The sequence below is a fragment of the Streptomyces sp. NPDC017936 genome (genome assembly GCF_044328485.1).
Taxonomy (GTDB): Bacteria; Actinomycetota; Actinomycetes; order Streptomycetales; family Streptomycetaceae; genus Streptomyces.
The window spans coordinates 386,384-399,864 of the sequence record NZ_JBIRHK010000006.1; the positions used below are offsets into that span (position 1 = coordinate 386,384).

Annotated in this window: 3 protein-coding genes; all 3 read left to right on the forward strand. The window is 78.1% G+C overall.

Annotated elements, in window-relative coordinates; translation table 11 throughout:
• The first annotated feature begins 53 nt into the window (after positions 1 to 53).
• From ACH4F6_RS15600 to ACH4F6_RS15610, 3 genes are read left to right on the forward strand one after another with little or no spacing between them, the layout of a single operon-like run.
• Positions 54 to 3,905 (forward strand): DUF6603 domain-containing protein, encoded by a 3,852-nt coding sequence (locus ACH4F6_RS15600; RefSeq protein ID WP_397960673.1) that lies wholly within the window; start codon positions 54 to 56, stop codon positions 3,903 to 3,905.
• Positions 3,902 to 8,959, forward strand: a complete 5,058-nt coding sequence (locus ACH4F6_RS15605; RefSeq protein WP_397960674.1) for an FG-GAP repeat domain-containing protein — start codon at positions 3,902 to 3,904, stop codon at positions 8,957 to 8,959. Before ACH4F6_RS15600 ends, ACH4F6_RS15605 begins: the two co-directional genes overlap by 4 nt.
• Positions 8,956 to 13,440, forward strand: a complete 4,485-nt coding sequence (locus ACH4F6_RS15610; RefSeq protein WP_397960675.1) for a hypothetical protein — start codon at positions 8,956 to 8,958, stop codon at positions 13,438 to 13,440. Before ACH4F6_RS15605 ends, ACH4F6_RS15610 begins: the two co-directional genes overlap by 4 nt.
• The last annotated feature ends 41 nt before the right edge of the window (positions 13,441 to 13,481 follow it).

A 13,481-nucleotide genomic window follows, 5' to 3' on the forward strand; every position in this document is an offset into this window, starting at 1 on the left:
TCCCCCCACACCACTCCTTCCCATCTCCGACACGCCGTCAGGACGGTATTGCCATGGGCGAGAGCCGGGCACCAGACCCACGCCGCGAACACGATCTGCTCACCCGCCTCTGGCAGCAACTCGACGTGCTCGTAAGGCCGTTGCTGGCAGCGGGCGGCGATCCGGGACGCCGCCGGGCGCTCGCCGAGGAGCTGGGCTGGGACCTGGCGGCGCTCGGCGAACAGCTCAAGATCGGTGATCCGGCCCAGCTCGAACAGAGCCTGGACCAGTGGATCTCGGCCGTCTCCACCGCCTACGCCGAGCTGCGCGCCCAGGTGGCCGCCGGACTGCCGGACTCGCTGGAGGCCGTCAAGGCCCGCGCCCAGCAGGCCGGGAAGGCCGCCGGGGTGCTCAAGGCGCTGCCGCCGGTGTGGCAGGCCAAGGCCCCCGACCCGTGGCTGCTGCCGGCCCTCGCCGAGGACCTCGCCGACCTTCTGGGCACCCGCTACCTGCGGTCCGAGGTCCCGGCGCTGTACCGGCTGCTGGTGCTGCTCGGGGTGATCGAGCCGGCCGGGCCGCAGGCCGTCCGCGATCCGGTGCCCGCTCCTCCGCAGACGCCGGTGCGGCTGGCGGTCTCCCGCGACCGGCTGCGCCCGGACCGGCTGCGGCGGCTGCTGAGCGAGCCCGAGGCACTGCTGTCCGAGCTGTACGCCTGGCATGCCGAGCCCACCGCCGAACAGGCCGACATCACGGCCGGGCTGCTCTTCCCCCGCCTGGCCGACCTGTTCCGGACGCTGGGCCTGCGGGCCGGGTACGGCACGCCCGAGGGGGTGGGGCCGGCCCAGGACGCGCCCGGCGCGGAGCTGGCCGCCCACGCCCTGACGCTGATCGGCGGGGCGGAGGACGGAGCCCTGGAGGGCGGCTGGGGCGCGGGTCTCGTGCTGTCGCCGGACGAGCGCGGCGGCATGGGGCTGGTGGTGCTGCCCTGGGGCGCGGTCGAGGTGTCCACGGCGGCCGGCCCGTGGAACCTGGCGCTGGCGCTGAGCGGCACCCCGGGCGGTTTCGCCTGGGGGCCGCGCGGGCTGCTGCTGCCGGACGGGGCGGACACCGAGGTCCGGTTCTCGCTGGCCGCCGACCGGCGCGCCGCCCAGTCCGCCCCGGCCTGGACCTTCGGGGCGCCGAACGGCACCCGGGTGGAGCTGGACCGGCTGTCGTTCTCGGCGTTCGCGCGGTTCGGCGCCAAGGAGGCGGACTGGGGGGTGGCCGCGGAGGCCGCCGGCGGAACGGTCCGCATCCAGCCGGGCGGCGGCGACGGCGACTCCTTCCTGCGGCGCATCCTGCCCGCGCAGGGTCTGACCGTGCCGTTCCGGGCGGGCCTGGGCTGGACCCGCCGCTCCGGACTGTCCTTCACCGGGCAGGCGGGCATGGAGGCCGACCTGCCGCTGCACCTGCCGCTCGGCCCGCTCACGATCGACCGGCTCCACCTGGGAGTGCGGGCGGGCACGCCGGACGGCGGCCCGGCCGCCCCGGTCGCCGCCGTCGAGGCGTCGCTCAGCGCCCGGCTCGCGCTGGGCCCGGTCACCGCCTCCGTGGAACGCCTGGGCCTGGCGGTGACGGCGGCCTTCCCGCCCGGCGGCGGCAACGCCGGCCCGATGCAGGTGTCCACCGCCTTCAAGCTGCCCACCGGCATCGCGCTGTCGGTCGACAGCGACCTGGTCTCCGGCGGCGGCTACCTCTCCATCGACCAGGAACGCGGCCAGTACGCCGGGGCCGCCCAACTCGCCCTCGCCGCCTACCGGCTGACCGCCGTCGGAATACTGACGACCCGTCAGGCGGACGGCGGCCCCCTGCGCGACAAGGCCGGACGCGACATCTACTCCCTGCTGGTGATCGCCACCGGCACCGCGCCCGCCCCGCCCAGCCCCGGCTTCGCCCTGGAGGGCCTGGGCGTCCTGGTCGGCCTGCACCGGGCCGCCGACGCGGAGGCGCTGCGCGCCGGGGTGCGCACCAAGGCCCTGGACAACGTGCTGTTCCCCGCCGACCCGGTGGCGTCCGGGCCGCAACTGGCGGCCTCGCTGTCCAAGCTGTTCCCCGTCGCGCCCGACCGGTACCTGCTGGGCCTGATGGCCCGGATCACCTGGGGCCCGCGCACCCCCGACCCGAGGAACCCGTCCGCCGGCGCCAAGGCCCTGGCCACCGCCGACCTGGCGCTCTTCGTCGAACTGCCCGCCCCGGTGCGGATCGGCCTGCTGGCCCGGGTGTCCCTCACCCTGCCCGCCCCGGCCGCGCCGGTGGTGGTGCTGCGGATGGACGCGGTCGGCCTGGTGGACCTCGGCACGAAGGAAGCCTCGCTGGACGCCTCGCTGGTGGAGTCCTCGGTGGCGGGCTTCCCGGTCACCGGCGACATGGCGCTGCGCGCCTCGTGGGGAGCCAGGCGGCAGTTCACCCTCTCCATCGGCGGCTTCCACCCGCGTTTCACCGACCGCCCCGAGGGGTTCCCCGAACTGCGCCGGGTGGCCATCTCGCTGACCAAGGGCGACAACCCCCGAGTGCGGGTGGAGGGTTACCTCGCCGTCACCTCCAACACCGTCCAGCACGGCGCGCTGGTGGACGTACGGGTGGAGAAGGCCGGGTTCACCGTGCTGGGGCGCCTCGGCTACGACGCGCTGATCCAGTTCGCGCCGTTCGGCTTCGTGGTGGACATCTTCGCCTCCGCCTCGGTCAAGCGCGGCTCGCGGACCCTGCTGGCGGTGGACCTCGCGCTCCAGCTCTCCGGGCCGAGCCCGTGGCACGCCAAGGGCCACGCGCGCTTCAAGCTCTGGTTCATCTCGGTCTCCGTCGGCTTCGAGATCACCGCGGGCCGCGACGGGAAGAAGGTGCTGCCCGCGCCCGTGGACCCCAGCGCGGCCCTGCTGGCGGCCCTGGCCGACCCGGCCGGCTGGTCCTCGCTGCCGCCGGGCGGGCAGTCGGTGGTCACCCTGCGCGAGGTCACCGCCCGGCCCGGCGAACTGCTGGCCCACCCGCTGGGCGGGCTCACGGTGGCCCAGCGGCTGCTGCCGCTGGGCGTCACGGTCCGCCGCATGGGCCCCGACCCGCTGCCCGCCCCGGCCGTCTTCGACATCGCCCAGGTCCGCTACGGCTCCGGGTCCACCGCCCGCCCCGGGACGCTGGGCGCGCAGGTCAAGGACTGGTTCGCGCCCGCCCAGTACAAGGACATGGCGGACGCCGCCAAGCTGAGCAGCCCCTCCTTCGACCTGCTGAAGGCGGGCACCGAACTGGCCGTCGGCGCACTGACCGCGCCGTCCGGCAGGAGCGCCGACGGCACCGAGCTGACCACCTTCGCCGAACTGGGCTACGAGCCCATCGTGGTGGACGAGCCCCTGGCCGCCACCGCCGCCTCGTCCCTGGCGGTGCGCACCGGCGCCGGGGCGGCGGCCGAAGCGCCCCGGACGGCGTCGGACCGGATCGCGGCGGTGGAGGCGGCGGCCGCGCGGCGGACCGCCGCGGCAGCCGAGGCGCCGTCCGGCGCCGTGTCGAAGAGCCTCGCGGCGGCCCCGGCACGGCGGTTCGAGACCGTGCCCGCCGCACTCCTGAACGCCCTGGCCGCCGCCGGTCCCGCGGGCCGGACGGCCCGGGGCTCCCGCTGCACGACGGCCGGGGTCGCGGTCCGCCCGCACACCTGGCGGGTCGCCGCGCCGGCGGACCGGGCGGAAGGCCCGGCGCGCGCCGCCGGGACCCGCGCCGCCGCGCCGCACCCCGCCCACCTCGCCGAAACCCACACGGAGGCATGGGAGATGGCCACCGCACTGCACGAGTCCCGGCCCCCGGCCGGCGCGACCGAGGTCCGGGCGCCGGGACGCCCGCCCCGGATCCACGCCGCCCCCTTCGCCGACGTGGACGCCCCGGCGGCGGGAGGCGCCCGATGAGCGGCCTGCGCTTCCTGCCCTGGGTCCGCGACGGCCTCGCCGGCGGACTGCCCGCCGCCCCCTCCGGCGCCGCCCGCGCCGCCGTCGAGGTCGGCCTGACGGTCAGCCGGGGGACCGACCTGCTGCAGGTCGCCCCCGTCACCGTCACCCTGCTCGGTCCCGGCGACGTCACCGGCGTGGACCCCGGGCAGATCATCCGCACCTTCCCCGCCCCCGACGCCACCGGGGTGGAGACCACCGGCTTCGCCGCCGTCGAGTTCGACCGGCCCGACCTGCCGTGGATGTTCTCCCCCGGCGGACCCGACGGGCGCGGACGGCTGCGGCCCTGGCTGGTGCTGGTGGTGGTGCCCGAGGCCGACGCCCGGCTCACCGCCGCCGACGGCGCCGGCGTCGCGCCCGCCGTGCTGAACTGCCCCGCCGACGCGCTGCCCGACCTCGCCCAGTCCTGGGCGTGGGCGCACGCCCAGCTCGTCGCCGCCCCCGACGAGGACCCGCTGACCGTGCTGGAGCAGGCGCCCGAGCGGTCGCTGTCGCGGATCGTCTGTCCCACCGTCACCGACGACCGCACCCGCTACCTGGCCGCCCTGGTCCCGGCCTACGAGGCCGGGCGGCTCGCCGGGCTCGGCCTGCCGCAGCCCGACGCCACCGGTCTCGCCCCGGCCTGGCAGTCCGGGGCCGGCGGCCGGATCACCCTGCCCGTCTACCACTCCTGGCGCTTCACCACCGGCCTGGACGGCGACTTCGAGAGCCTGGCCCGACAGCTCGAGGGCCGCCCGATCACCGGCGTCGGCGCCCGTGCGCTGGACCTGGCGGACGCCGGCGTCCTGCCGCTGGCCTCGGGCACCCCGGAGGCCACCGCCTGGCTGGGCAGCGCCCTGCGCACCCCCGGCACCGGCCCGCTCTGGCCGGCGGCCACCCGCACCGCGTGGCGGGCCGCGATGCGGGCCAGGTTCGCGCCCGGCGCCGACCGGCTGCCGCCGCCGCTGTACGGAGGCGCCTACGGCGGCACGCCCGACGGCGCCCCGCCCGCCGAGGGCGCCGAACCGGCCTGGCTGGCGGCCGTCAACCTGGAACCGCAGCACCGGGCGGCGGCGGCGCTGGGCGCCCGGGTGGTCCAGGACCACCAGGAGGACCTGGTGGCCGCCGTCCAGGAGCAGGCGGCCGACCTGCGCGAGGCCAACGCCCTGCTGTCCTTCGCCCGGCTCGCCCGGAGCACCGGGTCCGCCCTGCACCGGCGGCGGTTCGCGCCCCCGGCGGCGGGCGCCACCACGCCCGCCACCACGCCCGCCACCGTCGCGCCCACCGGTGCCGAACCGACGGCCGCCGCCGCGGGCGCTTCGCCCGAGCCGGCGACGGCGACGGCCGCCGCGGGCGCCTCCCGTGCCCTGAGCGACGCCCAGCTCCTCGCCGTCACCCGGCCGGTGCACGACCTGGTGCCGCTGCCCCCGTCCACCGCCTTCGCGGCGTCCGGCCCGCAGGACGAGGTCCGGGCCGAAACGTCCGGGCGGGCCGCCGCCCCGCTCGCCCGCGCCGCCGCGACCGTCGCCGACCTGGTGGACGGCAACCCCGGGGTGGCCGCCGCCACCACGGCCGCGTTCCGCCGCGCCACCCGGGGCGGCGCCGCCGGCGGCGACCGGCTGGGCGCCTCCGCCGCCGCCACGGTGGCCGCGCTGGCCGGGGGCCTCGCCTCGCCCGTTCCCCCCGCCAAGCTGCCCGCCGGAGCCGTGCCGGACACCCTGCTGCGGGACGCCCAGGGCAACCCGATCACCCTGGAGCAGCTCACCGCCGCGTTCCTGTCCTCGGCCGACCCCTGGTGGCTGACCCCGCCGCCCCCGCCGCCCGCCGGCTGGCTCGAGCTGCCGCAGAAGGCCGTGACCGCCCCCGTGGTGACCTCCGACGGACGGCTGTTCCTGCTCGCCGCGGCCGACCCGGGCTTCGGCCGGCCCACCGGGAGCCTGTACGAGCAGGTGCCCGACCCCTCCGGCGGCCCGGGCCCGTGGCGCAACCACGGCGCGCCCGAGGGCTTCGGCCGGGCCGGCCTGGTGGGCAACCTCGCCGTGGCGCCCGGCAGCGGCGGGCCGCGGATCTTCGCCCTCCACACCGTGGGCTGGGTGCAGGAACTGGTGGAGCGCCGCTGGGTGACCGACCGCTGGATCTGGGAGACCCACCCGCTGCCGAACGGCGGCTATCCGGGCAACGGCAGCGACCCGGTGGTGGCGGCCGGCGGGGTCTGGGTGGTCTCGGGGCAGGAGACCCTGTGCCGGATGGACCTGGCCGCCGGCACCTGGAGCGACTACGGCACCCCCGCCACCGGGTTGCTGAACCGGCTCTCCGGGCCGCTCGCCGTCTCCCCCGACGGCACGCACGTCTTCGCCACGACCATCCACGGCGCCCTGGCCGAGTGGCGGCCCAACGCCGGCGCCGGCACCTGGACCCTGCTCAACGCCCCCGGCCTGCACGGCCCGGGCGTCGCCGCCGGACCCGCCGACGTGCGCGCCGTCTCCACCAACGGCGAGCTGTACGACCACCGCTACGGCCGCACCCCGGCCTGGCGCAACCTCGGCAAGCCGCTGGGCCGCGCGCTGGCCGCGCTGTCGCCGTCCACCGGCGACGTCCAGCACGCCATCGCCGCCGACGGCACCCTGCTGCGCGGCACCGGCGTCGCGGGCACCGCCCCCGCCTGGAGGGCGTGGACGCTGCCCGCCGGGCACACCCCCAAGCCGGCCGTCGCCCCGGTGGCCGACCCCTACGACGCGAACGCCGCGTTCGTGCTGACCGCCGAGGGCCGGGTGCTGCGGGCGGTGTTCAGCGGATCGTCGGTCACCTGCACCGACCGGGGCACCGCCACCGACCCCGGCGGCCAGGGCGGCTGGCTGGACTGGCCCACGCCCGACCGCCGCCGCTACGCGCCCAGGGTCGGCCTGTTCGCCTCGGTGCTGGTCAGCCAGCTCGACGTGTCCGCCGCCGCCCCCGCCTCCCCCGTCGTACGGCACGCCACCGGCCGCGACCTCGGTTTCGACGGCGCCCCCCGGGCGGGCTGGGTGCCGGGCCCGGGCGTCGACGCCCAGTTCAACGCCTACACGAAAGGGGTGGGCACGGCGGTCGCCGACCTGACCGGCAACGGCAGGCCGGACCTGGTGGTGCTCTCGGTGGACCACGCCGGGGGCTACGGCCGGATCGGCTACCGGGTCGGCTTCGACCTCGACAAGGACGGTGTGCCGGCGAGCGGTTGGGGCCCGATGCAGTACGCACCGGAATTGGTCGGGGCGGTGGCGGACGTGGACATCGCCCTGTCCGACCTCGACGGCGACGGCCGCCCCGAACTGGTCGTCGCCTACGCCAAGGCCGAGGGCGCGGGCGGGCGGGTGTCCTGGCGGATCGGCTGGCGGCTGGACGCCACCGGCCGGGCCACCGGCGGCTGGGGCCTGACCCAGACGCTGCCCGCGACCACCGGCCCGCTGGCCGCCCTCGGGGTGGACGTGGTGGACGTCACCGACGACGACACCCCCGACCTGGTGCTGGTGACCGCCGAACGCGGCCCTCAGCGGGACGTCGTCAGCCACCGGATCGGCCGGTCGGTCAACCGGCGCGGCCTGGTCACCGGCGGCTGGAGCGAGCCGGTGCCGTTCGGCGGGCCGGCCGACGCCGGGGCCGCCCGGCTGTCCGGGCTCTCGGTGGCCGCCGTGGACCTGACCGGCACCCGCCGTGCCGACCTGCTGTTCCTGCGGTCCTGTCCGTCCGGCGGCGTGCACCGCCCGGTGCTGTCCGCCGCCTTCGACCTGGACCCGGCCGGGGTGCCGGCCGTCTGGGGCGACACCGCGGTCACCGCGCCGCAGCCGCAGTGCGCCGCGGTGGCCGGGGCCTCCCTGGCCGTCATCGACCTGGACCCGGCGCTGACCGAGCGGCGGGCCGCCATGGGCAGCCGGTTCGTGGAGGCGGCGATGCGCCACCAGAGCGTGGTGGCCGCCGCCCAGCGGCTCACCCGGCAGACCGCGCCGCCCACCGTCCCGGTCGCCCCCACCGCGGCGGCGCTGCGGGCCGCCCTGGACCCGCTGGCCACCGTGCCCGAACGGGCGCTGTCCCGGATCGGAGTGGACGGGCTGCCGCTCGCCGACACCCTGCCGCCCGACGCCGATCCGCTGCGCTCCCTGGTGACCGGCGTGGAGTTCCCCGAGCCGGTGTACGAGCTGCTGCGCGCCCTGTCGCCGGAACACCTGCTGGGCGGCGCGGAGAACGTGCCGGCCGACACCGTGGGCCTGCTGGAGACCGACCCCGCGTTCCTGGAGGCGTTCCTGCTGGGCCTCAACACCGAGCTGGGCCGTGAACTGCTGTGGCGGGAGGTCCCGGTGGACCCGTCCACCACCTACTTCCGGCAGTTCTGGGACACCCGGGGCGCCGCCCCGGACGGCAGCCGCCCGCCCGGCTCCCCGCTGCCCGACATCCCCCCGGTCGGCGAGTGGGGCGGCGGCGCCCTGGGCTCCCACACCACCGGCGTGGGAGCGGCGGGCGAGGGCGTGCTCGTCCTGGTGGTGCGCGGCGAACTGCTGCGCCGCTACCCGGACGCGGCGGTGACCGCCCGCAAGGCGAGCTGGACCACTCCGGCCCGGGTGGCGCGCACGGTCCAGGAGGGCGGCACCGAACTGCTGCCGCTGTTCTCCGCCCGGTTCGACCCCGACCTGCGGCTGTTCTGCTTCCCGCTGACCCGTGCCCGGGCGGTCGGCGAGGGCGGCGACGCCGGGTGGTTCTTCTGCTTCCGGGAGCAGCCCTCCGGACTCCGCTTCGGCCTGGACGAGGGCGAGCAGCCCCCGGCCGACCCGTACAACTCGGCGCACTACGCGAGCCGGGTGCTGCAGCGTCCGGTGTTCGTGGCGCTCCACGCGGACGACCTGCTGCCCGCCGGCTCCGCCACCGCCCCGCCCGGCGGACCGGGCACCGCGACGGCGGGCACCGCGGGCGTCCGGCCCGCGACCGGAGGGAGCACCGCCGCAGAGCACACCACCGAAGAGAGCGCGACCGGACCGGCCGCGACGGACCCGTCGGAGGCCGACCAGTGACCGCCCCCACCACCACGCCCGCGACCGCGAACACCGCCGTGACGGCCGCCGCGGGCGCCGACAACGCCCAGCCGCCCGTCTGGACGCTGGCCACCTCCCATCCCCTCGCGCTGCTCCCCGTGCGGCTGGAGACCCGGTTCTCCGGACCGGGCCACGAGCGCCTGCTGGTCCGGATCTTCCCCGACGCCGTCCACGTGGACAGCCACGAACCGGAACTGACCCCGGACGAGGTCGCCTCGGGCGCCGACTACTGGCGCGCGGTGTGGCGGGCCGCCCGCCACACCGACCGCGAACAGGCCGCCTGGGAACGGCTCGTCGCCGCCGTCGGGGCGAACCGGGCGACCTGGGTGGCCCGGGTGATGGAGCCGGATCCGGACGGGCGTCCGCAGAAGCCGATCCCCGACGACGCGCCGCTGCCCGAGAAGCTGCCGCGCTTCCCCGACCCACTGGAGAAGACCGCCGCCTGGACCCGGGCGGCGGTGGCCCGCGCCCTGCCGACCCGCTGGGTGGTGACCGCCTCCTGCGGAACGGTGGTGGTGCGCGGGGTCGGCGGGGAGATCCGTCCCGAACTGGTGGTCGGCCCCGACCCGGCGGCCGACGTGTCCGCCGTGCCGGACCACCTGCCGCCGGTGGGCCCCTCCACCGCCTGGCTCACCGACTTCGAGGCCGCGCGGGCGGCCGGGATGGCGGTGGTCCTCGACCTGCCGGCCGGTCCCGCCCGGGGCCACCTGGACCGGGTGCTGGTCTACGGCGTCGGCGAGAAGGCGGGACCCGAGGCCGCCGCCGAGGACCTGGCGTCGCTGCTGGAGGCGCACGCCGCCACCGAGGGCCTGTCCTGGCTGCCGCCGGGCACCCCGACCAACAACACCGACGACCTGCCCTCGGGCTTCACCACCGCCGTCCCGCCCGCCCGGGTCACCCACGCCGACGCCGCGCCCGCCGACGCCACCTCCGCCGGGCGCGCCGCGCTCGCCCTCGGCCTGCGCACGGAGTCCGGCGACGGCGGCCCGCTGGCCGCCGTCCGCGGTCTGCCACCGCGGCCGGGCGCACCCACGGCGGCGGCCCGCGCCGCCCACGCCGACGACGACGAGGACGCCCCGGCCCGGCTGGTCCAGGAGGCGCTGTGGCCGGCCGGACTCGGCTACCACCTGCGCCACATGATGGCGGGCAGCGTGGACGAGGCCCACCTCGCCCGGATCCGCGACCACTACCTGCGGTGGGTGCGGGCCGAGGGCCCGCTGCCCGCGTTCCGGGTGGGCGCCCAGCCGTACGGCATCCTGCCGGTGATGGAGGCCGGGCGCTGGCGGCCGCTGCCCGGCGAACCGGACGACTCGCCCGGCCTCCGCCTGCTCAGCCGCCTGCACTCCCGCGTGTGGAAGCCCTCGGTACGGACGCTGCCGCGCATCGGCGTGCTGCCCGTGCCGGGCGCTCCGGCGCAGACGCCGGAGCAGAACCTGGTGCGGATCCTGGGCGCCGACGCCCGCACCCGGGAGGTCCGTGCCCGCAGCGTGCTGGGCGGGGAGTACGTGGTGTGGCTGTGGCGGTTCCTGCGGCTGCGGCTGGGCGCCGAATGGCGGCAGAGCGCCTTCGCCGAGGGCACCGAGTTGCTGCGCGGCCTGGGCCTGCCCGACGACGTGCCGCTGGCCACCGCCGTGTTCGCCACCGGATCCTTCCGGCTGGGCACGCCCCTGGTGACCGGGCCGGACGGCACCCTCGGCCACCTCGCGGCGCTGGCCGCTGCCGGGCGGACCCCCGCCCAGCTCGCCGCGGCCGCCGACCCCGGCGGCGGTCCGACCCCGCTGCTGTACCGGCTGGCCAGGGCGGGCCTGCTGGCCGAGGTGTCCCGGGCGGCGCACGCGCTGGGCGCGCCGGAGCCGGTCGAACCGCAGTTGCCGGACGTCGAGGACGGCGCCGTCACCGACACCCTCTGGCGCCGGCTGGCCCGCCCGGCGCCCGCCGACCCGGCCCGCACCCTCGGCGACTACCTCGCGGACCCGCCGGCCTCCGACCCCGCCACCGCCGCCCTGCGTTCCTACCGCTCCGTCCTGTCCGCCCTGGCGCAACTGCCCGTGGAGACCGCGGAGCGGCACACCGCCGGAGCGCTCGGCCTGGCCGCCCACCGGCTGGACGCCTGGACCACGTCGTTCGCCGCCAAACGCCTGGCGACGCTGCGCGCGACCCGGCCCACCGGCGTCCACCTGGGCGCGTACGGCTGGGTCACCGATCTGCGGGCGGCTCCCGAACGGACGCCGGTCGCCAGACCCCCGAAGGACGAGGACGATCCCGCCCGCCCGCTGGTGAGCGCCGCCTCCGGCACCGGCTACGTACTGGCGCCCTCGGTCGGCCAGGCCGCCACCGCCGCGGTGCTGCGCAGCGCGCAGCGCTCGCACGGCGGGGCGGGCGGCGGGCCGCTGGCGCTGGACCTGTCGTCGCGCCGGGTGCGCACCGCCCAGGCGCTGCTGGAGGGCGCCAGGGCCGGGCTGCCGCTGAACGCCCAGCTCGGTTACCGCTTCGAGCGCGGGGTGCACGAGAGCCCGCGCGGTCTGCTGGACCGGTTCCTGCCCGCGTTCCGGGCGCTGGCCCCGGCCGCCGCCACCGTCCTCGGCCCGGACGGCTCGACGGCCACCGGCACGCTGCCGTCCTCGGTCTGCGACGGCCTGGAGCTGTTCGCGCGGCACCGGGACGGCAGGCTGCCGTGGGGCAGCGCCGGTCTGCCCGCCGCGGGCAGCCCCGACCAGCTCGCGCTGGCCGCGGTGCTGGACACCCTGAGCGACGCGGTGGACGCGCTGCACGACGCGCTGCTCGCGGAGGGCGTCCACCAGGTGGTGCAGGGCCGTCCGGAACGGGCGGGCGCGGCCCTCGACGCCCTGTCGCGCGGTGAGACCACCCCGCCGGAGCTGGAGTTCCCGCGCACCCCGCGCGCCGCTTCGGCGGTCACCCACCGGCTGCTGCTGGTCGGCAACGTCCGCACCGCCGACCGGGGGGCGTGGGGCGCGGCCGTGGGCCGGCAGCCCAGGATCGTGGCGGCCGCGCACACCGACGCGGTGGCCTCGGCGCTGCTGCCCGTGCCGTACCGCGTGTTCTGCCGGCTGCGCTGGGTCCCGCCGGGCGGCGGGACACCGGTGACCGGCCAGATCTCGCTGGACCACCTCCAGATCGGCGCCGTGGACTACGTGGCCATGCCGCCGCGCGGACCGGCGCCGTGCGGCGCGGAGCTGGAGCAGCGCATCGCGCTGGCCGCGTGGCAGAGCGCCAAGCCGGCCGCCGCTGACCACGGCTGGACGCTGGAGCTGGACTTCGGACGGGCCGCCGAATGGCCGGTCGACCGGCTGTCGATCACCGAGTTCCTGGCGGCGGTGGCGGCGGTACGGCGGCTGTTCGACCACGGCAGGCCGCTGACCGCCGCCGACCTGACCGAGCAGAACACCGAACCGGCCCACGGGCTCCACCCGCAGGACGCGATCAACCGGGCGGCGTTCACCCTGGGCCATGTCAACGACACCCTGACGGCGCTGGCCGCCGCGGCCGCCTCCGGCGGCGACCCGCTGCGCTCGGCCCTGCTGAAGGCGGCCGGAGCGGGCGTGCCCGGGGCCGTGCCGCCGCCCCGCGGGGCGGCGGGGGAGGCCGCGCTGCTGACGGAGGCCGCCGCCTCGGCCGAGCGCGAGCTGCGTTCCCGGCTGGCCGCCCACGACCGGCTGACGGCCGCCTGGGCCGAGGAGCACCCGGCCGGTTCCCCGGCCCCCTCCGCCCCGGAGGTCTCCGCCCACCACCAGGCCCGGATCAGGGCGCTGCTGGGCGAGGACCTGCCCCTGCTCGCCTCGTTCCTGCCCCCGGCCGAACCCGCGGGCACCGGACTGGCGGCCTCGCTGGCGGTGACCGCCGCCCTCCAGGGCGCCCCGGGCGAGGGCCGCCGCTGGCTGCGGCAGACCGGCCGGGTCCGGGGCGGCGCCGGGCGCCTCCAGGAGGTCTTCGACCTGGCGGCGGCCCTGGACGCGCCGGTGGCGACCGGCACCGACCTGGTCCGGGTGGCCCAGCTCCCGCACGTGCCCGGCGACCGCTGGTGGGGCGCGCGGCGCCCGGCGGACGCGCCGGAGGGCGGGCGGCTGTCCCTGGTCCTGGGCGTGCTGCCGGGAGCGGCGCTGGACCTGTCCTCGCCGGTGTACGGACTGGCCGTGGACGAGTGGGTGGAGACGGTGCCGGACGCCGTCCACACCGCCGCCGCGGCGCTGGAGTTCGACGCTCCCGCCGCCGTGCCGCCGCAGACCGTGCTGCTGGCGGTGCCCGCCGTGCCGGAGGACGCCGTGTGGACGCCACGAGGGGTGGAACTGCTGCTCCACCAGACCCTGGACCGGGCCAGGACCCGGCTGGTGGACACGGACGCCCTCGGCGGGGCGGGCCAGTTCCTGCCCGGCCTCCACCTCGGCCTCAACACCGACAACCGGGCCGTCTCCACGGACTTCCGCCCCGACGCCGCGCCCTGACCCGCGTGTCCCGACGCCGCGCCTCGACCCCCGTGTCCTGA